Here is a 24323-nt window from a genome sequence, read left to right on the forward strand (position 1 = left end):
ATTCGTCAAATTATGGCAGGCAGGTGCGCTAGCGCCTGTTTCCCGCGTTTCATTTGCCGAGTAGAATAGACGGCTTTTGTGTGGTGCTGCAAGCGCGGCGCCTTTATGTGTTATATGGCTGTGAGGTAAGCATGGATTTCCCAACCATTGAAGCGTACGTGGGCAATACCCCAATGGTGCGGGTTCAGCGATTACTGGGCGAAAGCAGTAACACCTTGTTGCTGAAGCTTGAGGGCAACAACCCGGCCGGCTCGGTTAAAGATCGCCCGGCACTGGAGATGATTCAGGGCGCCGAAGCGCGCGGCGAAATAACACCCGGCGATCGCCTGATTGAGGCAACCAGCGGCAATACCGGCATCGCCTTGGCGATGGTGGCCGCCATTAAAGGTTACCCGCTGACCTTAATCATGCCCGATAACAGCACTGCCGAGCGCAAAGCCTCTATGGCCGCTTACGGCGCTCGTTTGATTTTGGTGAGCCAAGAGGAGGGAATGGAGGGCGCGCGGGATCTTGCGCTCAAAATGCAGGCCAACGGTGATGGCAAAGTACTCGACCAATTTGGCAATTTGGATAATCCGGCAGCTCACTACCGTACCACCGGTCCCGAGATTTGGCAGCAGAGCCGGGGGCGCATTACGCATTTTGTCAGCTCTATGGGCACGACCGGTACTATTATGGGTTGCTCGCGGTATTTAAAAGAGCAAAATCCTGAGGTTGCTATTATCGGTTTGCAGCCCGAAGAAGGGGCGAGTATCCCCGGTATTCGGCGCTGGCCCGAGGCTTATTTGCCCGCGGTATACGAGGCTTCGCGGGTCGATCGTATTGTCAGTATGAGTCAGAGCCGCGCCGAGCAGATGACCTTGCGTTTGGCGCGTGAGGAAGGGATTTTTTGCGGCGTGTCGTCGGGCGGTGCGGTGGCCGCCGCACTGGAGCTGGCCGAAACCCTGGACAACGCCGTGATTGTGGCGATCGTTTGCGATCGCGGCGATCGCTATTTATCGTCTGGGTTATTTGATACCGCACTCGACGCTAACACACAATGAGCCGCCGAGCGCCCCATCGCGGACGTCAGCGACCCAAAACCAAACGGCAAGCCCCTGCGGGGCCGCCGCTTGAGCTGGATATCATAAGGCTCAGTCACGATGGTCGCGGTATTGGCACGCACCAAGGCAAGACGGTGTTTGTTAGTGGAGCCTTGCCGGGCGAGCGTGTAATCGCCAAATTACAGCAAGAGTTTGGCCGTTATAGCGAAGCGCAGGTGCTTGAGCTGCTCAGCCGTAGCGAACAGCGCCAAGCGCCGGTTTGCGTGCATTTTGGTCAGTGTGGTGGTTGTCAGTTGCAGCACATGGACGCCGCTGAGCAGCTCGCCGCCAAGCAGCAAGGGGTGTTGGATCAATTGCGCCGCTTTGCCAATGTGGTGCCCGAGCAAATGGCCGTACCATTGACGGCACAAGTGTTGGGTTATCGCGCTCGCGCTCGTCTTGGGGTGCAATTTAATAAGGCCGGTAAGGTGGCGTTAGGGTTTCGGCGCGCGGGCGATAAACAGCTTGTTGCACTCTCGCAGTGTCCCGTGTTGCAACCGTCATTGCAGTCGGTCTTGGCTCCGCTGGCCGCGTGGCTGGAGCGCTTTAACGTGCTTGCGGTTACTCATGTTGAGCTGGTGGCGACTGAGCTTTGTACTTTGGTGATACGTTTAATTCGGCCATTGGCACATGATGCGAGCGAGGCGCTGATGACGCTTGCAGATGAGTGTGGCTGGCAGGTGTTTTTACAGCCGGGCAGTGATAAAAAAGCGCTCACCACTGTTGGTGGTGAATCGGTGGACCCGCGCTTGCATTACACACTAACGGCTGCCTCCAGCGCAAAAAAGACGTTAACCATAGGCTTTCACCCCACTGATTTTACTCAGGTAAACCCGGCGATTAATCAAAAAATGGTGACCCAGGTACTCGAGTGGCTGGGTTTGTCGGTCGGTGAGCGTTTGTGGGATTTATTTTGCGGCGTGGGTAACTTTTCGTTGCCGGCGGCGCAGTGTGCCGCTCAGGTAATCGGGGTCGAGGCGGTCGAGGCGATGGTGGCGCGCGCGCGCGAAAACGCTGCCGCCAATCATATTGCCAATATCGAGTTTCTCGCCGCCGATTTAAGCCAATCATCCATTGACCGGCTGATACAAAAGGCGGGCCGGCCCGATGCGATCGTGCTGGACCCGCCGCGCGATGGGGCACGAGATATATGCGAGCAGCTGGGAAAGCTGAAGCGCGCTCGTATCGTTTATGTGTCGTGTAATCCTGCCACCTTTGTGCGGGATGCAAGAATTTTGGTCGATCAGGGGTATCGCTTGCAGCGCTTTGGGGTGATGGAGATGTTTCCGCAGACCTCGCACCTGGAAACTATGGCTCTGTTGATTAAAGGCTAATGTCCGCGACGTTTTAACGGCGGCGGGCGACGATAGGCACAGCGAGCGTGACAGGGTATGATCACGACCACGATATTGGTCTAACACTGACGGGGTTTTATGTACCATCAATACTTCGGTTTGGTAGAGCCTGCGTTTTCCATTGCGGTTAACCCGCGCTACCTTTACATGAGCGATCAGCACAAAGAGGCCTTGGCGCACTTATTGTACGGTGTGCGCGGCGGTGGTTTTGTGTTGCTAACCGGCGAAGTGGGCACCGGTAAAACGACGATTATTCGCTCGCTACTGGAGCAGTTGCCCGACAATACCGATATCGCCATGGTGTTTAACCCGATGGCCAACGTACCCGAGATGCTGGGTATGATTTGCGACGAGCTTGGGGTTAAGTACGTCGCCGATGAGCACACCGTAAAATCGCTGACCGATGCCTTGCATTTGTATCTGTTGGAGAATCATCGCCAAGGCCGCAGTACGGTGCTGTTGATTGATGAGGCGCAGTTGCTCTCTGCCGATGCCTTGGAACAAATTCGCCTGCTGACTAACTTAGAAACTGATACTAAAAAATTATTGCAGATCATTTTAGTGGGGCAGCCCGAGTTAAACACACTCTTGTCACAGCCGCGCTTGCGTCAGTTGGCGCAGCGTATTACCGCGCGTTTTCATTTATCCCCGTTAACCCTGGCCGAGACCGAGGCCTACATTGCCCATCGGTTGCAAGTGGCTGGTTTGGCGGAAGAGCGCAACCCGTTTCCGCGCGCCATTGTGAAAAAAATTCATCGTTTTAGTGGCGGCATTCCGCGGCGCATTAATATTTTGTGCGAGCGGGCGCTGGTGGGCTTATACGGCCACAACAAACAGCGGGTCGACAATGCAACCTATCGCTTAGCGCGGCGCGAAGTCGTCGGCGGCTTGGATGAGCCGGCAAAAGATCTGCGCAATTGGTTGGTGTGGGGCTTGGGTGTGGCGCTAGTTGTGGTGATCGGGTTATTGCTGTGGGTGTTGTGGCCTGTAGCCGGTGATAAAAGTACGAGTAAACCGCTAGAGGTTAGCGCGGTTAGCAGCAGTTCATCGGTCGCGTCAGTGGCTGCTAATAAGCCAAATAATAATGCGCGACCGGCGCAAGAGGCTATTTATTTTGCGCGGCTGCAAGAGGCGCAGCAAGCATTATATGGCCATGTCGGCATGGCGACAGGTGAGGGCAACCCTTGCTGGCAAACCGCTGCGAGTGATATTCAGTGTGAGACTCGCAAATTTAGCACCTGGTCTGAGCTGCGGGATTTAAATCGCCCGGCGGTGTTAACTCTTAATACTCCCGATAAATTTACGGTATACGCAGTATTAGTCGGTTTGGGGCAGTACCGGGCAGCGCTGATTACATCCACCGGCGAGCATCAGCTGATGCCATTGACTGAGCTGGGCCAGCGTTGGAATGGTGCGGTGTTTTATGTCTGGCATAAACCGCCCGGTTATACCGGTGCGATCAGTCAAGGCGATCAGGGGCAAACGGTACATTGGTTGGCGCAGCAGTTTGCGCAGTTAGATGGCCAGACGCGCCGGTTGACGAACGATCGCTTTAACCAAGCGTTAACCGAGCGGTTAAAAATATTTCAGCGTCAAGCTGGACTGACTGCCGATGGCATACTGGGGCAGCAGACGTTGCTTAAACTCAACGAAAGGTTGGAGATCGATACCACCTTAGAACCTGTGCAGGAGCCCTGAGCATGTCGTTGATTTTGGATGCATTGCGTAAGGCTGACCGCGAGCGCCAGCAACAACAAAATGGTGTGCCGGGTCTTGATGCGGCACACGCTCGGGCCGAGGTGCCACCTCGTAGATTATGGCCTTGGCTCGTGGCGATCGCAGTTGTGGTGTTGGGGTTATTGGCCGCGGTTATCTGGTTGGCGCTAGAGCGTCATCAGGCGGCACCGGTGGTGGTTCAAGCACCCGAGCCGGTTTCGTCCATAACCAAACCGTCAGCTCCAGCACAGGCAACGGCTGCGAATGCACCCACTATCACCAGCGCGTCGGCTGACAGCCTATCGCTTGAGGTAGCGCCGGGCGAGTTGGACGGTAAAGCGGCATCAAGCGTCGCGTCGGGCAGCACTGCCGCGCCCGCCAGTAAGCGTATGGCGCAAACCGCGGCCGGGCAGGCCTCTAGCGATACGACGCAAATGAACACACAGGATAATCTGGATAAGCCTGCTGTTGATGCTGAGGTGGCACGATTGTATAGCGCACCGCCACCGGACGAGTCGCCTGAGACAGTTGCGCCTCGCCCAGCGGTAGCGCCCGTTAAGGTCCCAGCGACCGCATCGGCCATTACAGATTCCGCGGCGACTCGCCCGGCGCCCGATGATGCAGCGCTGCGATCATCATTGCTGGCAGCGCACCCCAATGTGGGCACCATTCGCGATTTACCTTTAGCGGTGCAAAATGCGATTCCGACACTGATGTACGCCGCTCACGAATACCGCCAAGGTGGCGCCAGTGAGGTGACGATTAATAATCAAAGCTTACGCGAAGGGCAAACACTGGGAGATTTAGAGGTAGAGATGATTGCCGAGGACGGTGTGATTCTGCGCAAGGGAGACCACCAATTTAAACTGACGGCGATGTCCAGTTGGGTGAACATGTAGGGCGGCGGTAGCGCTGTTCTAGCGTTGACCAATGACTTGGGCCGGGTTGCCCGCCACGATGGTGTTGCTGGCCACGTCCCGCGTTACAACCGATTGCATACCCGCGACGGCGCCACGACGCATGGTTACGCCATCAACCACCCCGGTGTGACTGCCAAGCCACACGTCGCTTTGCAAAATAATCCCTTTAGAGCTGACTGGCTGCTCGCGAATCAGCCGCTCCGGCGCCAGGCCGTGATTAAACGCATAGAGTGAGCAGTAAGCGGCCAAGCGACAGTGGTCGCCAATATGAATGCCAGCGCGTCCGCCGTCTAAGCTGGCGTGATGATTGATGGACACGCTCTCCCCTAGGGTGATCGGGCCGTGCAATACCGCATCGGCGGCAATATAACTGTTGTCGCCAACAATAATAGGGCGGCCGGGCTCGGCAAACAACTGGGCCTCTGGGGCAATAAAGACATTGCGCCCGATCTCAACCGTCTCAAGCTCGCACAGGCGCGCTTGGATGGCGCCTTGCCACGGTGCGGCCCACTCTAGGTGCTTAGGCTTTAGCCGGTAATAAAGCCAGGGCATATAGCTTAAGCGGCGTTTGTGCTGAGCTTGATAGGTGGCAGAATCGGGCATAAAGCAGGGCGTAACCTATAGAGATTTGCCGCCATTGTAGCTCAGAGCCCCGCCGTGCCGATAGCGCACAAGAAGGTGATTAGCCTTGGGGGATGGGGTTGCGAGCGCCTTGTAGAGGCTGGGGGGAAGAAAAGGTGTCCGCCGCCTTCATTGCAGCGGTAATTGCTGCCGGTTTCTTTTGTGCACCGAAACACGCGGAGCTAGGGCGTGCATTGTCGGATCGTGGTGGAGTATCGAGTGGACACTCACAGGTAACGTAGGCTCATCAACGCTGCCAGATTCCCTCTATGCGAACGCAGTCGTCGAGCGTATCCCGTTATGCGGGCGGGCGGACACCTGAACTAAGTGTAGCACTGTGAGTTTTTAAGGCTATGGGCTGGTTAGTTGATCTGGCTCTTAACCCATCTGGCGATACGTTTTACGGTAATATAGAGGCTTTTACGCGGGCGGCTTCTCGGTCGCGTGCCCTATTAAGGTGGTTATGTTCGACATTGTCTGGCAGTCCGATCAGGTGTTGGTGATCGATAAGCACGCAGGGGTGAATTTTCATTCCGAGCAGGGCGAGGCGGGCTTGTTTGCCACACTGACCCAATCGTTTCCGAGCTTGTATCCGGTGCATCGGCTGGATAAGCCGACCTCTGGTTTATTGGTGATGGCCAAGACGGCCGACGCTAACCGGCAATTGTGCGAGCAGTTTCGTCAGCGACAAGTCGACAAGTACTACCTTGCTATTAGCGGCAAAAAGCCCCGTAAAAAACAGGGGTCGGTGGTGGGCGATATGACCAGCGCGCGGCGCGGCGCCTGGATGCTTACGCGAACGCGACACAATCCGGCCCGTACCGCTTTTGTCAGTTGCCATATGGCTCCCGGGCTTCGGTTGTTTGTGGTTAAACCTGCGACTGGGCGCACTCACCAAATTCGTGTAGCCCTTAAAAGTGTGGGGGCACCCATTGTCGGGGATACCCTCTATGGTGCGGAGCCATCCGACCGACTGTACTTGCACGCATACTCTCTTGGGTTTGAGATTAATGGTGAGTATCAGCGCTTTACGCAACCGCCAAGCAGCGGCGCGTTATTTGGCGATACGGCGTTTACTCACCTGATGAGTGGAGACGTTATCGATGTGGCCGAGCCGTGGAATATGGCATGGCCGGCGTGTTAGCTCGACGCAAGATAACAATCCTTGTCGGGCTGAGCCTGATTGGGTTGTCGCTCGCTCTGTGGTGGCTTATGTTGCCGTCAGCGAACCGCAGCAATACCCTTTCAAGCTCACCTAATAGGTTGTCCGCCTCCGCATCACCACCGGCCTCTTGGCGCCAGCGGCCCTGCCCGGAGGGGGCGTTTGACTCACACCCTGCGGATTTAACCTGTGGCGAGTGGCACACAAGTGATGGCCGTTTTACGCTATCGGTGGTAATTCTGCGTTATCTGCAAAATGATAAGCAGGCAACGCCTTTGCTTTATTTGCAGGGTGGCCCTGGTGCCGGGGCGGGTATAGGGGATAAACGGTCACTACAGCGCTGGCGCGATTGGCGAGATTTTTCCGGTTTGCGCCGGGACTTGATTCTGGTGGATCGGCGCGGCACCGGTGGCAGTCAGCCCCGTCAGATTTGCGAGGCGTACGAGCGTTTTAGTCGCGAGGTGCTAGGGCGCAACCTCGAGCTGCAACAAGAGTGGCGCGAAGCACAGCAGGTGCTTGATACCTGTTTAGCAGCTGCACCGGGTTTTAATCCTGCGGATTACGGCACGCTCATAAGCGCTGCCGATATTCAGCAGTTAGGAGTGGCGCTGGGTATTGCGCGCTGGCACGTGTTAGGGGTGTCTTATGGGTCGCGCTTGGCGCTGGCACTGGCCTCGGCGCCTAAGGCGGGGAGTGAAACGCGCCCGGCAGTGGCATCTATGGTACTCGACTCTGTGTATCCCCCCGGTGAAGGCGGGTTGATCGATTGGCCCGATACGCTGGCGCGGGCGCTGGATGGTTTCTACCGCGCGTGTGTGGATGATGCCGATTGCGTGCAAGCGTGGCGTGAGCAAGGCTTTAGTGCGGCTATAGATCCCAGTCAGCTTCAAGCCAAGTTGTTTGCGAGTCTGGCGCTGTTGCGCCGTGCGCCCATGAGAGTGGATGTACAGGTAGCGGGTTTGCCGCGCCGAGTGGTGGTTAATGATCACCGGCTGTTAGCCGCCGTTTTTGCGGCGAGTTACCATCGCCACCGCTGGAGCGACGTCATTCGTGCCCTGGGGGCCGTCGAGCAGCGCGAAAGGGCACCGCTGGCGCGACTGATGCAATTGTTTGTCTCGCAGGCACTGTCAGACTCTATTACCAGCTTTACCTTTATGGCCGTAGATTGCCGGGACAACCGTTTAGGTCGCGAGCAAGAGTTTGAGGCGGCCGTGGCACGTCATCCGCTGTTAGCGCCTTTTCTTAAAGGGATGTGGCAGGGACAAATCTGTCAGCGCTGGCCCCAGGGGGCGCCTTTAGAGCTACCGGCGCCCCCTGCGCGAGTGGCGTTATTGGCGGGGAAGTTTGATCCTATTACCCCAGTGGCGTGGGCGCGCGAGTTGCACCGGCACTGGCCCGCAAGCAAGCTGACGGAGTTTGGCGGGATAGGGCATCATGTGCTGGGCAGTAAAAGCTGTGCGCTTGCGCAGCTAGAGGACTATTTAAGTGGTCAGCGCCAGCGCTTTGATGATTGCACTGAACACTGACCGGCTGCGCTAGCAAGGCTAAGCGCGTTAGGGGTTTATTCGTACAGGCACAAATAAGCGGTATCTTGCGCAACCTTGACGCCAAACTTTTGGTTGGCTTCTATTTCAAATGTCTCGCCAGCGCTGTAGGTTACCCATTCGTCACTGCCGGGCAGCTTTACGGTGAGTGCGCCACTGATAACGCTCATATATTCTTTTTGGCTGGTGCCAAACTCGTAATCGCCTGGGGCCATCACGCCGACGGTGGCGGGGAGTTTTTCGCCAGCAAAGGCGATAGAGGCAACTTTGCCTTCAAAGTAGTTGTTTACATCAAACATAGCGATGTCCTTTTATCCTGAGGTAGGGTTGGGTGGTGAGAGATTCCCTGAAGGGACGTTGTTTTTTGTCTTTCCACAAAAAGGGGCTGTCCATTGCTAAATGGTGCCGCAATCTTAATGTGGCTCCGCTTGCTGATTCGACAATGATTAACAGCAGGCCAAAAGATCCGTTGAGCGTCGGGGTACGCAACGAAAAAGGGCCACTCACTACTGAGTAGGTCGTTGTTCTTAATATGACTCCGCCTGCTGGGCTCGAATGGCCGCGATTAGAGCAATGATTAACCGCAATCGAGTCGTTGATCTTTGGTGCGCACAACGAAAAAGGGGTTACTCACTAGTGAGTAACCCCTCGTTCTTAATTTGGCTCCGCTTGCTGGGCTCGAACCAGCGACCCAATGATTAACAGTCATTTGCTCTACCAACTGAGCTAAAGCGGATCGGTCACTTCCTCTGTGGAAGTGGGGCGCATATTATAGAGCCTCCGCTTTTTCGTCAACCCCCTTCTTTTAAAAAAATGAATAAATAGAGATGCTTGAGCAAATACTCCACAATTTGTATTAACTCTAAACAATTCAATAGGATAGCCTGCGAGGGGAGTTCGTCACTCGCAGCCTAAATCGCTATACTGGGTAAAGGTTCACTGAGTTATAACTGGGAATATATGGCGACCAATCCATTGCTAGAACCGCTGCAGCTGTTGCTCTATGAAGCCGGCCAAGTGTATAGCGAGCAACGCTTAATCAAGCTCTTGGTCGAGCAAGAGTTGTTACCCGAAAACTACAGTGCTAGTCCGCTGTTGTTATTTCAGACTCACTTTGCCTTGTTTAATGCTTTATACCTTTGGCGCGATGAGTTGTTAACCCAGGGGCTAGATCTCGATATCGGTTTGCTGGATGTGCGAGTGAGAACCCTCGAATCGGCATCCAGTCAGGCCGTAGGTGGCGCCCGCGAGGCCAAGCTGCGTGATTATTACCTCGATTGGTCACACTTCCACGCCGCCACTGAGCGCAGCGTGGAAGACTTGTTAAGCGACTTTTGGCGGCAGGCGGTGCAGACCCAGGTGAGCTGTGATGATCGTGCCCGAGCGCTGGAGATTATGTCATTGCAAATGCCGGTGACTTTAGCCGAAGTTAAGCAGCGCTATCGTCGGCTGGCTATGGCTGTGCACCCGGATCGCGGCGGCGATACCGAGCAGCTACAGCATATTAATTGGGCGGTGGCGGTGCTGCGCAGAGATCTGGCAAGCAATGGAGCTGTTTAACTACCGCGATCAGTATGGTCACCACTACCGGGTGTGTCGGGCCGGGCAAAGCTTGCGTTTGTATACTGATGGAGTTTTTCATACACAATACCACCCAAAGCGTGAATTTGATGGCAGCTTATGGGATTTGCTGTGGTTGCCGAGCGTTGCGCTGAGCAATCAGTCGGTGCGCCGAATCTTGGTGTTGGGCGTCGGCGGTGGCGCGGTTATTTGTGCGCTGCGCAAGCGCTACCCCCGCGCCTTGATTATCGGGGTTGATATAAACCCGGTGCACTTGACCATTGCCCGGCGCTTTTTTCGCGCGGGTGGGCCTAACACGCTGTTAATCGAGGCGGATGCCCTGGCATTTATGCAGTTTTACGCGGGGCCAGCGTTTGATCTGGTGATTGATGATTTGTTTGCCGCGCAAGAGGGCGAGCCTACGCGAGTAGTGGCGCTTACGCCTGCGTGGTCACGGCAGTTGTGTCGCGCCTTAACAGCCCAAGGTTTATTGTTGGTAAATTTTGCGGCGGCGTCCGAGTTGCGCGCGGCTTGGCAGGTGTTGCGCGATGACCCTTGTTATTTTGCCGGGGCACTTGAGTGGTCGCACCGGCGCTATGAAAATCGCATCGGTGCGTTTTACCGTCAAGTTTGCGCTCGCCACTGGCGAGACACCTTGGCACATTGTCTTCCTCGCTCAAACTCGCGGGATTTTACAGCGCGAAAAATCTAAGGCTTTGAACGCGGCTTGCTTAATGCCAACACTTTAAATTGACGGTTGTTGGCAAGCTCCCGGCATTCAGCAAAGTGCGCTTTGGCTTTTTGCTCGGCGCCAATAAACGCGTTGACGACAAAATATGCTTGCCCTCCGGGTTGTAAGTGCTCCCCGGCACTGGCAATAAAACGTTCGGTTAAATCATCGCTGACGTTAAAACCCTGATGAAAAGGTGGGTTGCACAGAATGACATCAAAACGCTGAGCAATTTCAGTGCCAGCGTCAGAAGGTACAACCGTTGCATCTAACCCGAGCTGCTCGCAATTGTAATGCGCGCTGCGCAGCGCGGCGGCGTTATTATCTGTCAAGGTAAACGCGGTTTGTGGTGTGTTAAATAAGGTTTGTGCGGCGCGGCAACTTAGGTACCCGTAACCACAGCCTAAATCCAGCACCGTTAATGGCTCGTTGCTGGACATGTTTTGTTGCGCCAGCGTGGATAGCAAAAATGCACTGCCTGCGTCGATTTTTTGCCAGCCAAATTGCCCGGGCTTGCTCCACAGCAAAAGCTCGCCTGCGCCTTGAGTTTGGCCGGTGTTGTTAAGTGGTGCGATTGGACGCAGGCGTGAATAGTCACTGTCGTCGAGCAGGACCGATATTTGCCGCTTACTTAATTGTGCGCTGTAGGCCAGACCATGCTTTTGTGTAGCTTTGCTGCAGCCCATTACCTGCGCCGCTTTATCTAAAAAGTTTTTGGCGCCTTCGTTTTTTAAACCCGCGATGACTAATTCACCTTCTGGCTGTAGTACGCGCGCAGCGGCGTTAATAATATGGTGCACCACGGGTTTTTCTTTGGAAATACGATAATAAACTCGCTCTTGCGAGTTGTCGGCGATCGCGCTTAAGTCAAAGTCGTTAAAGGTAACGCCGTGTTGGTGCGCTTTTAAACGCTCACATACATCCCAACGGTTGCTGATAAACTGTGTTTGGGCGCGAACAGCAAGGTGGTCGGTAAATTCTCGGCTCGCTTCATCGCACAGCCAGACCGAGTCGATAGCGGCGGGTGCATTGTGGTAGTGCTCTAACAGCCAGTGTAATGCGGGATCGTTCATGAATGAGAGTCAGTGCTTTTAGGTTGGGCGTTGTGTTTTTGCGCGATTAGGGTTTGGGTCAGCTCGGCCTCAGTGAGCGCGCGAAACTGACCGGGGGCGAGGGTCGAGTCGAGCACTATGCCGGCGATCGATTCGCGGTGTAAACTGACGACGCGGTTGCCGCAGGCGGCAAACATACGCCTTACCTGATGATAGCGCCCCTCTTGCAATGTGACGCGGGCTTCGTGCTCGTTAATAAACGCGAGTTGTGCCGGGCGCGTTAGCTTGCTCTCGCCGTTGAGCTGTAAACCATTGGCAAATTGCGTGATGTAATCTTGGGCGGCCGACTCGCTAATAGGTTGCGCGAGCGACGCTAAATAGACTTTGTTTTTTGCGGCCCGGGGGGCGGTGATTTTGTGATTCCATTGGCCGTCATCGGTAATCAGTACCAGGCCTGTGGTGTCTTTGTCGAGCCGGCCGGCAATTTGTAGGTTGCTTTGCGAAACACCTTTCAGGCAATCGAGTGCCGTGGGGTGTTCACCGTCATCGGTGCTGCAGACAACACCGGCGGGTTTATTCAGCATAAAATAACGCGGATGTGGGTACTGCAGTGCCTGACCGTTTACGCGCACCGTTTGTTCGGAGGTTATTTGTTGCTTTGAATTTTTAACGGTTTTTTCTGCTACCGTGACTTTCTCGGCGTGCAGCCAACGTTTTACCTCGTTGCGGCTTGCGCCGGTACAGTGGGCGATAAATTTATCCAGTCGCATAATCGCTCTCGCGCCAGTTAGTGGGCAGTGCCGTGCGCCATTGTAAGCTATCAACGACTTTTGCAAAGCGGCCGTTAATAGGGGCGCAAATACTTAGCGGCGCACCGGTTACAGGGTGTTGTAGTTGCAGTTCTGTGGCCGCCAGTAGCAAGCGATTGGCGCCAAAGCGGTCGGCAAAAAAGCGGTTGTGAACACTTTTGCCATACTTAGGGTCGCCGATAATAGGATGGTGTAAGTGTTTTAGATGACGCCGGAGCTGGTGCTTACGCCCGGTAATAGGGCGGCAGTGCACCAGTGAGTAACGACTGGTGGGGTAGCGATCTACAGCCTCGGGTAGCTCAATTTGCGCAAGTGGCGTGAACGCGGTTTGCGCCTCTTGCAGTGGCTGGCTACTGCCGGGGGCATCTCCGTGCTTGTCCGCTTGGTAGCGCAGTGGATGGTCGACCAAGCAGGGCGCGTTAAAATAGCCGCGCACTAATGCCACATAGTGCTTGCTAACCTTATCCGCTTGCCAGGATTCGTTAACGACTCTGGCAACGTCGCGCTCTAGGGCAAACAACAATACTCCAGAGGTGGGTTTGTCGAGCCGGTGTACGGGGTAAACCCGCTGGCCAATTTGGTCGCGCAATAACTGGATGGCAAAGCGGGTTTCGTGACGATCAATAGGGCTGCGGTGCACCAGCAGCCCGCTGGGTTTGTTGATCGCAACTAGGTATTGGTCGCGGTATAAGATGGGCAGTTCGGGTTCGCTGCTTGGCACCGTTGCAGAGGTGGGCACGTCGCGCAGGTATCAGTAAAGGTTAAAAGCGGTGGAGCGTGGCGGCACATCATCGCTGACACATTCGAAGCCCCAATCACGCTGCTGTTTAACCAGGGTTTGCGCATGGCTTTCGCAAAAGCCTTCTTGGTTGTCGGCGCGCCATAACACTTTAGTATCCTCGGTGTCTTTTTGGTAGCGGACTTCGCAGGGTACCTTTTGGTCGGGTAGCAAATAGGCGACTTCGATACGGCGGCGGCTGTCATCGAGTTGGCAAACAAAGGTGTAGTTGGCAACAGGCTCGGCGGCACTGGCGGCCACCGCAGCCATCAGCGCGACAAAAAAACACATGATACGACCCATAAAGCTTGCTCCTGGTGCTCGATTTGGGCACGGCTGTCTACTTTCCGGCAATGGCCTTTTCACCGGAGTCTACGGTTTGATATATCAAGGTGTTGATGGTCATCGGGCCGACACCGCCGGGTACCGGCGTATAAGCGGCAACGCGCTCAACCAGCGGTGCCAATTCGATATCGCCGACGCCGCCCGGATGGTAACCGGCATCAATCACAACCGCACCATCTTTAATCCAGTCGGCTTTGATAAACTCGGGGCGGCCTACTGCGCCCACCACTATATCCGCCTGACGAATATGATCGGCTAAGTTTTTGGTGCGAGAGTGGCAAATCGTAACGGTGGCGTTGGCGCCCAATAGCATCATCGCCATTGGCTTACCCAGAATAGGGCTGCGACCGACGACCACGGCGTGCTTGCCGGCCAGCTCGATATCGTACGCTTCCAATATACGCATAATCCCTTTCGGGGTGGCGCAGCCGTAGGCTTTTTCGCCCATGCTCATGCGCCCGAATCCCAGGCAGGTAACACCATCGACGTCTTTTTGTAGGGCGATGGCGTCAAAGCAGGCGCGTTCGTCGATTTGCTCGGGTACCGGGTGTTGCAACAAAATCCCGTGAACATTGGGGTTGTTGTTTAACTCGTCAATTTTAGCCAGCAACTGCTCGGTGGTGGTTTCGGTGGGCATTTCTACCTTTACCGATTCCATGCCGATACGTTCGCAAGCATTGCCTTTCATGCGCACATAGGTGGCTGAGGCTGGATCATCGCCCACCAGAATGGTTGCCAAAATAGGGGTTTGACCTTTGCCATCAGATTTTAGCTCGCTAATCCGGGCAGACAATTCCTGTTCGGTTTTTGCCGCAAGGGCCTTGCCATCGAGAAGCAGTGCAGACATGGAGTGCAGTTACCTTAGTTGGCGGCGCGCGAGTAAGTGGCGCGCTGCGTTGCGTGAGAAAAGGGGCGATATTTTCACATAGCTGACGCGCTAGGCCAAGGCGCCGAGCGTTAAATTTACGGTTTTTTTAGGGGGCGTTACGTGCTTTGCTATAACAGCTTCATTAACTATAGCGCACTGAGTAAAAAGGCGGATAACACGGCCTGGCTGGATTAGATTGGCCGAGCCTATGCTCTGTGACACTGGGTACTGGGGTGCAGGTTTTACGGTGCTTTATATAAGGGGGGTGGGGTGGCTGACGGGGATCGAACCCGCGACCACTGGAATCACAATCCAGGGCTCTACCAACTGAGCTACAGCCACCATTGAGTCAGGCGTTGCCTGTTCTTGTCGCAAACAGATACCGCAAAGCGGTTCGTGTGTACCTTAATTAGGCAATGGTTTGGCCCAAGCAAGGGATGGCGCGCCCGGCAGGACTCGAACCTGCGACCATCCGCTTAGAAGGCGGATGCTCTATCCAGCTGAGCTACGGGCGCATGGCTGGAGCATTGAACCGGACGGCTTGCGTAAAATGGTCGGAGTGGAGGGATTCGAACCCCCGACATTCTGCTCCCAAAGCAGACGCGCTACCAGGCTGCGCTACACTCCGATGTCTTGTTGCGGTGTTGTTGATCCCGCGTTTCAAGAGGTGCGCATAATACCCATGCCCCAGCGTGTCGTCAACGGAAAAACCAATGAATTTATAAAAAAATCGAAGCGTGAGCGCAGGCTTTGCTAGGTGTCGTTCAGCGAATGCGCAAATTGCATGCAAGGCGTGCAAATTGGGTAAAAGCGCATCGGTGGGGCGAGCAAGATGGATGTACACTTGTGTCTCTAGGCGGCGATGGTCAAAATAGCGGCCTGATGAATGTGGAGGTTCTATGCACAATACTGATATAGCTCTGGCGATGAAGCAGGGGATGAGGCGTTTAGCGTCTGGGGTCAGTGTACTATCGACGCGGATTAAGCACGATGAGCGCTTTGCTATGACGGTATCGTCGGTAACCTCGGTGTCGGATAGTCCGCCATCACTGCTGGTGTGTATTAACAAACAAATATCGTTGCAGGGGCATTTAGAAAACTTGGGGTGCCACTTTGCAGTAAATGTACTGGGGCACCACCAAGAGCGAGTCTCTAACGTATGCGCGGGATTTGAGCCGGTGCATGATCGTTTTAGTGTCGGTAGCTGGTTGGAAGGGCCCGAGTCGACTCCCTACCTCACGGACTCTGAGGCGGTGTTTTTTTGCCAAACTGACAAAGTGGTGAGCTACGGCACCCACCATATTGTGATTGCGCGTATCGATGATGTCTTAGTCAGCGAGCATGAGTCGGACCCGCTGTTGTATCACAGTGGTGGTTACCAGCGGCTCAATGGCATGTTGTCTCACAGCAATAAAGACTAAACCTACGCCACCGTTAGCACTAACGTGGGCGCGGGCCACCAGCAGCGCCTGCACCGCTGGTGAGCAATGAAATATGACAGTTTGGCGTCGTAGGTGTGTTGGAATTATGAAAGATTTGTGTCTACGGCAAGTTTGCGGTTAACGGCCACTAACTTTTTATGCACATCTATCGAGTGCATCTGGCCGTTTTACTTGAATATGACTCCAAAACGTCACAAAACACTGGTGGAGTTGCGCAAGTTATTGATTATAAAGGATTTAAATATAAAGGTTAAATAATGCTCAATTTGTACACCTGCCAGTAAATACGGGCTTTAGGGTGCTTTTCCCAAAAACAATCCACCAAGTTATCCACAGAAAGTGTGGAAAAAATTAAACGCTGAGAAATTGTGCAAAATGGTTACAGTCTGGCTGACTAAGTAACAAGCAACAGTGACGGTTTTTGATCATGCTGGTGGTTATATTGCGGTATTGGCTAAATAAGTAATTTAAATATGCACTGCTGTTCAATAGGGTTCGGCAGGCCAGGTGAGGACTCACAACCCATGAGTAATAAACAACAGGTTGCAGTGCTGGGAGGCGGAAGCTTCGGTACAGCGATTGCGAATATAGTAGCGGCCAACGGCCATCAGACGTTTTTGTGGATGCGTGATCAAGAGAACGCCGCGCGCTGCCAGCAAAGTCGTGAGAATGAACGCTACTTGCCCGGTGTCCGCTTGACCGAAGGGCTGGAAGTGACCGCCGATTTACAGCGCGCGGCTGCCGCTACCGACTTGGTGTTTGTGTCGATTCCCAGCCACTCGTTTCGGTCGGTTGCGCGGCAGTTACGCCCGTATTTAAAGAGTGATGCGATGGTGGTGAGTACGGCTAAAGGGATCGAACCCGAGGGCTTTACCCTGATGAGCGATATCCTGCTGCAAGAGTTGCCAGAGCACGATATCGGGGTGTTGAGCGGGCCCAACTTTGCCAAAGAAATTGTTGCCATGCAGCATACCGGCAGCGTGATTGCGAGCGAGAGTGAGCGTGTTTGTCATGCTGTGCAGCAGATTTTGCGCTCGGAGACGTTTCGGGTGTACGCCAATACCGACCGCGGTGGCGTAGAGCTCGGGGGTGCCCTAAAAAACATTTACGCCATTATTTGCGGCATGGCGGCCGCCATGGGTGCCGGGAAAAACACGCAAGCTATGCTGCTGACCCGAAGCCTTGCCGAAATGGGGCGCTTTGCGGGCGAGATGGGCGCTAATCCCATGACATTTTTGGGGTTGGCGGGGGTGGGTGATTTAATTCTGACGTGCACCTCTGATCTAAGTCGCAACTACCGTGTGGGCTACCAGCTGGGGCAAGGTGAGCCGCTCGATGCGGTGGTCTCGGGCCTTGGGCAAGTGGCAGAGGGCGTCAATACGCTGCATCAAGTAAAACAAAAGGCGGATGAGCTGGGGGTTTATATGCCTTTGGTATCGGGGCTTTACAGCATCTTATTTGAGCGTCGCGCGGTTGCCGATGTGGTGCGCGAGCTAATGCTGGGCGAACAAAGCAACGATGTGGAATACCGCGGGGCCTAATAACCCGACCTTGATTGACGTTAGCGTAAAACGCGAGGATTTTTATCGCGCGTTTTATTGCTCGTCGCGTCCACCTCTTGGCTAGATGCTCGCGGCTTGGTGGGTCGGGGCGTTGGCCGATTATGGCGATAGCGACGATCGTCCGCTGCGTGTTGCTTGTATTTTCCTGCCCCTAAACCGGCGCTTTGCCGCCAGTGCTTGATGTCGAAAGTTTCACTCGCTTGGCTTGGCAAAAACGCTCATCTCACGGCGCGATATTCCTATCGCCGCGCGGGTGTTTCCGGTTATTCTATTTTCGCGCATTGACTTGGGCCTTTGGGGCAGGCTATTTGGGGTTGCGGCTTGGTTGAAGCGTTTTATGTGATCCAGCGGGACGAGCTTTACGACCACCGTGGCGTGTATCAGTAGTTTGTGAGCCAAGTGCGAACAATACGCGACCAAGGGCAGGCCGATGAGCGGTGGGATTCTTCTCGCACAATGGTACACTGGAGGTTGCTTGTTGCGTCGTTTGTACAGGTGTACATCTTAATTAAATTAGGGATTATCCATGGATAACGAAACGATAAAATCCAATATCACCTCTGCCGATCACTGGATTCGGTTGGTGTTTATGATCTTGTTTGCGTTTATTTTGTATGTGGCTGCCTTTGTAGTTGGGGTGTTGGTATTGGTGCAGTTTTTGTTTGCGCTGATTACCGGCAGTGACAATAGCAATTTGCGTCAACTGGGGGATTCACTCACTCAGTATATTGCCCAAACGCTGCGCTTTTTAACCTATAACAGCGACGATAAGCCGTTTCCTTTTGCCGACTGGCCCGAGCCGGCCCCAGTGGCTGAGGCTGTTGTGCCTGATGCGGCAGAGCCTGTGGTTGTGGAGCCTGAAGCCAGTGCCCACATGCCGACTGATGGTTCTGAGTCGGACGATGATCGGGACGATCGTCAGTCTAAGTCAGTGTAGCATCGCCTAAACGGGTTAAATTTTTGGGAACAGGAGTGCTTTTGTGCGTTTATTTGTGTTGCGCCATGGCCGTGCTGAAGCGTTTAAAGCCGACGATGCTAGCCGTGCCTTGGTAGCCTCTGGGCGCGAAGACGTTCGTCAGGTTGTGACCCGTCAATGCGACGCGCTAGGGTCGGTGCCCCATGTTTGGGTAAGCCCCTATCTTCGCGCCCAGCAAACCGCCGGTATCGCCCGCGAAGTACTAGCACTGCCCGACACTTGCGAGCTTGTCAGTAACTTACTGGTACCCGAGGCTCGTGTTTTCAGCCTGATCGATGCGCTCTATCAAGCTAAGTTAGACACCGTGTTGTTGGTGAGCCATCAGCCGTTGGTTTCAACGTTGCTGGATACTTTATGCGGCCCGTCAGAAGCCCACCATATGTCAACGGCATCGCTCGCGGCGGTTGATCTGGATGTTGTTGCCGCCGATATGGGGCAATTACGATGGTTAGTGCATCCATAACAACGACCCCGAGCGGGGGTGTTGTGCCGGTGTTTTTGCGCCGGCATTCTTGATTACCTTGGAGTTCTTATGACCCCTAAGCTGCGACAGTTTGACATAGCCGGGCTGCAATATAAGGCGCAGCAATGGGGCAGTGAGGCGGGGCACCCGGTATTGGCTTTGCACGGTTGGCTTGATAATAGCGCCAGCTTTAGCCGCCTCGCCCCCCAGTTGGCGAACTTAAATCTAGTAGCTTTGGATATGGCCGGCCACGGGCAAAGTGATCACCGCCCGGGCAGCGCTCCTTATAATATTTGGGATGACGTGGCCGATGTGCTGGCGATTGCTGATGCGCTTGGTTGGCAGCGCTTTAGTTTGTTGAGCCACTCTCGTGGCGCGATTATATCCGCGTTGTTGGCTGGTGCGTTTCCCGAGCGAGTCGATAAAATGGTGCTGGTGGAAGGCTTGTTCCCCGAGCCGGTAAGCTCTGAGAACGCCCCCAAGCAGTTGGCGGATTCCATCCGTAAAAATCGTGAGCTGGGCGATAAACCGCTGCGTGTGTTTGCCGATTTAAATGCGGCCGTCAAAGCCCGTACGCAAGGTATGTTTCCTTTAAGCGAAGGCGCGGCGCGCGCACTGACCGAGCGAGGCACGGTACCTGTGGAGGGCGGTTTTAGTTGGAGTACCGATCAGCGTCTGTTGGCGCCATCGTCGTTTAAGTTAACTCGTGGCCAAATTCACGCTTTTATTTCAGCGATTACATCACCCGCGCGCGTGTTGCTGGCTGACGGCGGCATGCCCAAACTCTACCCAGGCTTTACCGAGGCCGCGCAGCAGTACCCGCAATTAGAGGTTATTACCCTAGAGGGTGGTCACCATCTGCATATGGAAGATCAAGCTGAGAAGGTGGCGAGTTACATTAATGATTTTTTTTAACCGTATAAAAATGGCGCTTCGTCTTAGTGTTTGTTTTGTGTTTTTGTTTGTGCTGGCACATCCGGCCCTCGCGCTTGGCGAGCGTTCAGTTAGCTTAGGGGCAACCGATACGGCGCAAGATAACCCGCCCACCGATGAAGCGTCGGTGAGTGTGATGGGTGAGGGCGCAAGCTTACGTATTAAAGGGTTTCCCGGCGCCAGCCTTGAAGCCAGCTCTCGGCAACACGCCGATGATTATCTGGTGGCGCTTGGCACTTATCGCAAAATACGAGGTTTATGGCGCGTCGAGGAGTTGCGTTTACGTGGTGACTTGCAGCGCAAAACATTTCGCCTGCCCGACAACCATACCCCGCGAGAAGGCTTTTTGTTTGTCACCAAACAGTTGCAGCAATATCCGTTGCGTGAGCTGTTTGTGTGCGAGTCGCGCGATTGCGGCGAATCCAATAGCTGGGCCAATAACCACTTTAATATCTTGCAGCTCTACGGCTTGGATCAGTATCAGTATTACGGCGCCTACGAGGTGATGCTGCCGGGCACTAACGGCGTTTATGTCACTGTGTATGCGGTGTTGCGAGGCAATAAACGGGTGTATTTGCAGCTGGAGGTGTTGCGGCGCGATGCGCCTGAGGCGAGGTAAGTGCTGCCCCTGGCGGTGCCGGGGACAACACCTGCTGTGCTAGCGCAACAGCGATAAAAACTCAGTGCGAGTGGCTTGATTGCTGCGAAAGCTGCCGAGCATGGCAGAGGTTTTCATGCTGGAGTTTTGTTTTTCTACACCGCGCATCATCATGCACATGTGTTTCGCTTCAATGATAACCCCAACGCCCGATGCGCCGGTAATATCGGCAATACACTCGGCGATTTGCACGGTGAGCTGCTCTTGAATTTGCAAGCGGCGAGCGTACATGTCGACGATGCGCGCTATTTTAGACAGCCCTACGACTTTGCCGGTGGGAATATAGGCCACGTGAGCTTTACCGATAAACGGCAGCATGTGGTGCTCGCACATCGAGTACAGCTCGATGTCCTTTACCATAATCATCTCGTTAGAGTCCGACGGAAAAAGCGCGCCATTGACTACCTCGTCAATCGACTGGTGGTACCCCTTGGTTAAAAACTCAAAAGCTTTGGCGGCGCGTTTAGGGGTATCTACCAACCCTGGGCGCTCTAAATCTTCGCCGATTCCTTCGATAATTTTGGCAAAATGTTGCTGCATGGTTGGTACCCTGTCTAAGACGGGCGCGCGGCGCCGGCCGGATGAATCTGTGTAACACAAGCCGCATTATTAACGTTTTGTGAAAAGGCGGCAACATTACGCCAAACTCTGCAGCCGGTAAAGGCTTCCCCCTGCATTAATTACCGGTACAATGGCGCTTTTTTGGCCAAAGCAGGTAATGACGCTGTGCAGCAAGCTAACCAAGTGCAAACTAACGACGCCCGCGCCGCGCTTTTTACGGTGCGTGACTTTATCCGCTACGGCGCCAGCTGCTTTAATCAAGCTGGTGTGTTTTTTGGCCACGGCACTGACAACGCCTGGGACGAGGCAGCTCAACTGGTGTTGGCAGCGATTCATTTGCTGGGTTTTGAAAACCCCCATGTGCTGGATGCGCGTCTGACGGATTCCGAAAAATCCCGCGTGTTGGCGCTTATCGCTGAGCGGATTGAGCGCCGCGTGCCCGCCGCCTACTTAACCGGACGTGCGCGTTTTTGTGGGCTGGATTTTAATGTCGACGAGCGGGTGCTAGTGCCGCGCTCGCCCATTGCCGAGCTGATCGAAGCGGGCTTTGCGCCCTGGCTTGCGGGCGCGCCCGAGTATGTGTTGGATTTATGCACTGGCAGCGGTTGTATCGGTATTGCTTGTGCCTATCAGTTTCCCGATGCCGAGGTGGTGCTTAGCGATATCAGTGCGGATGCATTGGCGGTCGCCGAGAGTAATATTGCCGAGCACGGTTTGGCCGGGCAAGTGGTCACGGCTGAAGGCGACTTATTTGCCGCCGTGGACGGGCGCTGCTTTGATTTAATTGTTAGCAATCCGCCCTATGTGGACGCCGACGATTTAGTCGCGATGCCAGCGGAGTTTCACGCCGAGCCGGACATTGGTTTGGGGTCGGGATTTGATGGCTTAGATTTTACCCGCCGTTTACTGGCTGAGGCGCCGGATTATTTGAACGACGGCGGTGTTCTTGTGGTCGAGGTGGGCAATAGCGCGCAGGCCTTAGCCCAGGCTTACCCCGAGCTGGATTTTCAGTGGGTCGAGTTTGCCCGCGGCGGCCACGGGGTGTTTGTCATCACCCGCGAGGCCCTGGTGGCTCAGGCGGGCCGCTAAGCTGGCCGATATCCTTGTTTATGGCAATACATCGACTGGTAATTTACGTATAATACTGGCCCTTTAATTCGTCTACCGTAATGGAACCGCTATGTCCGGCAACAGTTTTGGCAAACTCTTTACCGTCACAACCTTTGGCGAGAGCCACGGCTTGGCCCTTGGCTGCATCGTTGATGGTTGCCCGCCCGGATTGCCCCTGACCGAAGACGATATCCAGTTGGATTTAGATCGCCGCAAGCCGGGTCAGTCGCGCTATACCACCCAGCGCCGCGAGGCGGATCAGGTTAAGATTTTGTCGGGCGTGTTTGAAGGTAAAACCACCGGCACCCCTATCGGCCTGTTGATCGAGAACACCGATCAGCGCTCGAAAGACTACTCCAATATTAAAGATCAGTTTCGTCCCGCCCACGCCGACTATAGCTATATGCACAAATATGGCGTGCGCGACTATCGCGGCGGCGGGCGCAGCTCAGCGCGTGAGACCGCCATGCGTGTGGCGGCGGGTGCGATTGCTAAAAAGTATTTAAAGGCGACTTACGGTGTTGAGATACGCGGTTACTTGTCGCAGTTAGGCCCTATCGCTATCGAGTCGGTCGATTGGGCTGAGATTGCCAACAACCCGTTCTTTTGCCCCGATGCCAGTAAAGTACCCGAGATGGAAGCGTACATGAAAGCGCTGGGCAAAGAGGGCAACTCGGTAGGAGCCAAAATCACCGTGGTGGCCAGTGGTGTAGCGCCCGGTCTGGGCGAGCCGGTGTTTGACCGCTTAGATGCTGACATCGCCCACGCGCTGATGAGCATTAACGCCGTTAAAGGGGTAGAGATAGGCGCCGGCTTTGCCAGTGTTGCGCAAAAGGGCACTGAGCACCGCGATGAGATTTTGCCTGAGGGGTTTGCCTCTAATAATGCCGGCGGTGTGCTGGGCGGTATCTCAACCGGGCAGGATATTATCGCGCACATGGCGTTAAAGCCGACCTCCAGTTTGCGAATTCCCGGCCGCAGTGTCGATGTTTACGGCGCCCCGGTTGAGGTGGTCACCACTGGCCGTCACGATCCGTGTGTGGGTATTCGCGCCACGCCCATCGCCGAGGCGATGCTGGCGTTGGTGGTGATGGATCACGCACTGCGCCAGCGTGGCCAAAACGGTGGGGTAGAGCACAATATTCCGCATATCCCAGCGCAGCGTGACTGATTAGCGCCCGGGGCGATAACATCGGGCTGAATCCGTTATCGCTTGGTTTGCCCATGTTATAGTCCCCGTGAGTTTTATGGGAGGCGATATGTCTGACTTACGTGTGGCGTTGATTCAAAGCGATATTATCCCCGACGATAGTGCGGCCAATTTGACCGCTCTTGAGCGGCAAATGGCCGCGAATTGCCCTGATCCGCTCGATTTGATTGTGCTGCCGGAGGTGTTCACCACCGGTTTCCATCCCCGCGCACGGCAACACGCCGAAACCGCTGCCGGCCCGGTGAGTCAGTGGCTTGCTCGGCACGCTAACCACTACAATGCTGTGGTGACAGGTTCAGTGGTGTTTAACGATGCCAAGGCTCATTGCAACCGTCTGCTGTGGGCCGCCCCCGATAAGCCTCTGCAGTATTACGACAAGCGCCACTTATTTCGCATGGCCGGTGAGCACGAGCGCTATCGCGCCGGTCGCCAGCGCTGCATATTTACCCTTGGCTCGTGGCGGGTGCTGGCGCAAGTGTGTTACGACTTGCGTTTTCCGGTGTTTAGTCGCAACCGCGATGATTATGACCTGGCGCTCTATGTGGCCAATTGGCCCGCAGCGCGACACGATCATTGGCGCTCGCTTTTAAAGGCTCGCGCTATTGAAAATCAAGCTTATGTTATCGGCGTAAACCGAGTCGGGCACGATGCCTACGAGCAGGCTTACGCCGGGGGCAGTGTGGTGTTTTCGCCCGAGGGAGAATTGTTGGTCGAGGCTGGTGATCAGGCGTGGGTAATCACGGCACAACTGAGCGAAGCGGCGCTTCGCGATTATCGCGCAAGGTTTCCCGCGCACCTCGATGGCGATGAGTTTTCTCTGGTAATTGACTAACGCTCCCATAACAATAATTCAATAACGACAAACC

25 protein-coding genes and 4 tRNA genes are annotated in these 24323 nt (G+C 54.8%); 17 read left to right on the forward strand and 12 right to left on the reverse strand.

The annotated features are described in order from the left end of the window. Positions 1-131 precede the first annotated feature (131 nt). The 4 genes from cysM (at position 132) to ACGHAD_RS07105 (ending at position 5052) form a co-directional block, all read left to right on the forward strand. A complete protein-coding gene (gene cysM / locus ACGHAD_RS07090; RefSeq protein WP_382416093.1) occupies positions 132-1043 on the forward strand; it encodes a cysteine synthase CysM in 912 nt (303 codons plus the stop codon). Next, entirely contained in the window at positions 1040-2416 is a 1377-nt protein-coding gene (gene rlmD, locus ACGHAD_RS07095; protein WP_382416091.1) for a 23S rRNA (uracil(1939)-C(5))-methyltransferase RlmD, read from the forward strand. The genes cysM and rlmD overlap by 4 nt, the downstream gene beginning before the upstream one ends. A 99-nt stretch (positions 2417-2515) precedes the next feature. Beyond that, complete coding sequence (locus ACGHAD_RS07100) at positions 2516-4135, forward strand: AAA family ATPase (protein WP_382416089.1); 1620 nt, start codon at positions 2516-2518, stop codon at positions 4133-4135. Positions 4136-4137: 2 nt separating this feature from the next. After that, the gene (locus ACGHAD_RS07105) at positions 4138-5052 is read left to right on the forward strand and encodes a general secretion pathway protein GspB (RefSeq protein WP_382416087.1); all 915 of its coding nucleotides are present in this window, start codon (positions 4138-4140) and stop codon (positions 5050-5052) included. An 18-nt stretch (positions 5053-5070) separates the two neighbouring features. Here the strand turns inward: ACGHAD_RS07105 and ACGHAD_RS07110 are convergent, their stop codons facing one another. After that, a complete protein-coding gene (locus tag ACGHAD_RS07110) occupies positions 5071-5676 on the reverse strand; it encodes an acyltransferase (RefSeq protein ID WP_382416085.1) in 606 nt (201 codons plus the stop codon). Positions 5677-6157: 481 nt separating this feature from the next. Here ACGHAD_RS07110 and ACGHAD_RS07115 point away from each other — a divergent pair, with 481 nt between their 5' ends. Both ACGHAD_RS07115 and ACGHAD_RS07120 read left to right on the forward strand, forming a co-directional pair. After that, on the forward strand, positions 6158-6838 hold the full coding sequence (locus ACGHAD_RS07115; RefSeq protein WP_339615565.1) for a TIGR01621 family pseudouridine synthase: 681 nt from the start codon (positions 6158-6160) through the stop codon (positions 6836-6838). A 68-nt stretch (positions 6839-6906) separates the two neighbouring features. Then, positions 6907-8382, forward strand: coding sequence for an alpha/beta fold hydrolase (locus ACGHAD_RS07120; RefSeq protein WP_382416083.1), 1476 nt, complete (start codon positions 6907-6909; stop codon positions 8380-8382). A 35-nt stretch (positions 8383-8417) separates the two neighbouring features. On the opposite strand, the gene ACGHAD_RS07125 is transcribed toward ACGHAD_RS07120, so the two are convergent. Both ACGHAD_RS07125 and ACGHAD_RS07130 read right to left on the reverse strand, forming a co-directional pair. Further along, on the reverse strand, positions 8418-8699 hold the full coding sequence (locus ACGHAD_RS07125) for a pyrimidine/purine nucleoside phosphorylase (protein ID WP_339615563.1): 282 nt from the start codon (positions 8697-8699) through the stop codon (positions 8418-8420). 361 nt (positions 8700-9060) lie between these two features. After that, a tRNA-Asn gene (locus ACGHAD_RS07130) sits at positions 9061-9136 on the reverse strand. A 224-nt stretch (positions 9137-9360) separates the two neighbouring features. Between ACGHAD_RS07130 and ACGHAD_RS07135 the strand changes: the two genes are divergently transcribed. Together ACGHAD_RS07135 and ACGHAD_RS07140 are read left to right on the forward strand one after the other, a co-directional pair. Beyond that, positions 9361-9960, forward strand: coding sequence for a DNA-J related domain-containing protein (locus ACGHAD_RS07135; RefSeq protein WP_382416081.1), 600 nt, complete (start codon positions 9361-9363; stop codon positions 9958-9960). Continuing rightward, a complete protein-coding gene (locus tag ACGHAD_RS07140) occupies positions 9947-10672 on the forward strand; it encodes a methyltransferase domain-containing protein (RefSeq protein ID WP_339615561.1) in 726 nt (241 codons plus the stop codon). Before ACGHAD_RS07135 ends, ACGHAD_RS07140 begins: the two co-directional genes overlap by 14 nt. Here ACGHAD_RS07140 and ACGHAD_RS07145 read toward each other — a convergent pair. The 8 genes from ACGHAD_RS07145 to ACGHAD_RS07180 all read right to left on the reverse strand — a co-directional run bounded on the left by ACGHAD_RS07145 (position 10669) and on the right by ACGHAD_RS07180 (position 15170). Then, positions 10669-11763, reverse strand: coding sequence for a class I SAM-dependent methyltransferase (locus ACGHAD_RS07145; protein ID WP_382416079.1), 1095 nt, complete (start codon positions 11761-11763; stop codon positions 10669-10671). The genes ACGHAD_RS07140 and ACGHAD_RS07145 overlap by 4 nt on opposite strands. Further along, positions 11760-12512, reverse strand: coding sequence for a 16S rRNA pseudouridine(516) synthase RsuA (rsuA, locus tag ACGHAD_RS07150; RefSeq protein ID WP_382416077.1), 753 nt, complete (start codon positions 12510-12512; stop codon positions 11760-11762). Before rsuA ends, ACGHAD_RS07145 begins: the two co-directional genes overlap by 4 nt. Next, a complete protein-coding gene (locus ACGHAD_RS07155) occupies positions 12499-13290 on the reverse strand; it encodes a pseudouridine synthase (protein ID WP_382416075.1) in 792 nt (263 codons plus the stop codon). The genes rsuA and ACGHAD_RS07155 overlap by 14 nt, the downstream gene beginning before the upstream one ends. Positions 13291-13302: 12 nt before the next feature. After that, a complete protein-coding gene (locus ACGHAD_RS07160) occupies positions 13303-13632 on the reverse strand; it encodes a hypothetical protein (RefSeq protein WP_382416073.1) in 330 nt (109 codons plus the stop codon). 37 nt (positions 13633-13669) lie between these two features. Next, complete coding sequence (folD, locus tag ACGHAD_RS07165; protein WP_382416071.1) at positions 13670-14521, reverse strand: bifunctional methylenetetrahydrofolate dehydrogenase/methenyltetrahydrofolate cyclohydrolase FolD; 852 nt, start codon at positions 14519-14521, stop codon at positions 13670-13672. A 287-nt stretch (positions 14522-14808) separates the two neighbouring features. Further along, positions 14809-14884, reverse strand: a tRNA-His gene (locus tag ACGHAD_RS07170). 96 nt (positions 14885-14980) lie between these two features. Then, positions 14981-15057: transfer RNA gene (locus ACGHAD_RS07175), tRNA-Arg, on the reverse strand. Between the two features lie 36 nt (positions 15058-15093). Then, positions 15094-15170 (reverse strand) — tRNA-Pro (locus tag ACGHAD_RS07180). 271 nt (positions 15171-15441) lie between these two features. On the opposite strand from ACGHAD_RS07180, the gene ACGHAD_RS07185 reads away from it, so the two are divergent. From ACGHAD_RS07185 to ACGHAD_RS07210, 6 genes are all read left to right on the forward strand, one after another. Beyond that, positions 15442-15963, forward strand: coding sequence for a flavin reductase family protein (locus ACGHAD_RS07185; RefSeq protein WP_339615555.1), 522 nt, complete (start codon positions 15442-15444; stop codon positions 15961-15963). Between the two features lie 545 nt (positions 15964-16508). Continuing rightward, positions 16509-17525: an NAD(P)H-dependent glycerol-3-phosphate dehydrogenase gene (locus ACGHAD_RS07190; RefSeq protein ID WP_339615554.1), complete on the forward strand. Its 1017-nt coding sequence runs from the start codon at positions 16509-16511 to the stop codon at positions 17523-17525. Between the two features lie 547 nt (positions 17526-18072). Continuing rightward, positions 18073-18483 carry a DUF4389 domain-containing protein gene (locus ACGHAD_RS07195; RefSeq protein ID WP_339615553.1) on the forward strand — a complete coding sequence of 137 codons (411 nt, stop codon included), beginning with the start codon at positions 18073-18075 and terminating at the stop codon, positions 18481-18483. A gap of 43 nt (positions 18484-18526) precedes the next feature. Next, on the forward strand, positions 18527-18985 hold the full coding sequence (gene sixA, locus ACGHAD_RS07200) for a phosphohistidine phosphatase SixA (RefSeq protein WP_339615552.1): 459 nt from the start codon (positions 18527-18529) through the stop codon (positions 18983-18985). A gap of 69 nt (positions 18986-19054) precedes the next feature. Further along, on the forward strand, positions 19055-19900 hold the full coding sequence (locus ACGHAD_RS07205) for an alpha/beta fold hydrolase (protein ID WP_382416068.1): 846 nt from the start codon (positions 19055-19057) through the stop codon (positions 19898-19900). 10 nt (positions 19901-19910) lie between these two features. After that, positions 19911-20537: a DUF4892 domain-containing protein gene (locus ACGHAD_RS07210; protein ID WP_390403650.1), complete on the forward strand. Its 627-nt coding sequence runs from the start codon at positions 19911-19913 to the stop codon at positions 20535-20537. A 39-nt stretch (positions 20538-20576) separates the two neighbouring features. Here ACGHAD_RS07210 and folE read toward each other — a convergent pair whose 3' ends face one another. Next, on the reverse strand, positions 20577-21116 hold the full coding sequence (gene folE, locus ACGHAD_RS07215) for a GTP cyclohydrolase I FolE (RefSeq protein ID WP_339615549.1): 540 nt from the start codon (positions 21114-21116) through the stop codon (positions 20577-20579). 204 nt (positions 21117-21320) lie between these two features. Here folE and prmB point away from each other — a divergent pair, with 204 nt between their 5' ends. The 3 genes from prmB (at position 21321) to ACGHAD_RS07230 (ending at position 24289) form a co-directional block, all read left to right on the forward strand. Next, positions 21321-22226, forward strand: a complete 906-nt coding sequence (prmB, locus tag ACGHAD_RS07220) for a 50S ribosomal protein L3 N(5)-glutamine methyltransferase (protein ID WP_339615601.1) — start codon at positions 21321-21323, stop codon at positions 22224-22226. 91 nt (positions 22227-22317) lie between these two features. Then, complete coding sequence (aroC, locus tag ACGHAD_RS07225; RefSeq protein WP_339615548.1) at positions 22318-23418, forward strand: chorismate synthase; 1101 nt, start codon at positions 22318-22320, stop codon at positions 23416-23418. Between the two features lie 88 nt (positions 23419-23506). After that, on the forward strand, positions 23507-24289 hold the full coding sequence (locus tag ACGHAD_RS07230; RefSeq protein ID WP_382416063.1) for an amidohydrolase: 783 nt from the start codon (positions 23507-23509) through the stop codon (positions 24287-24289). Positions 24290-24323: the final 34 nt, after the last annotated feature.

The sequence above is a fragment of the Gilvimarinus japonicus genome (assembly GCF_042847215.1).
GTDB classification, from domain to species: Bacteria; Pseudomonadota; Gammaproteobacteria; order Pseudomonadales; family Cellvibrionaceae; genus Gilvimarinus; species Gilvimarinus japonicus.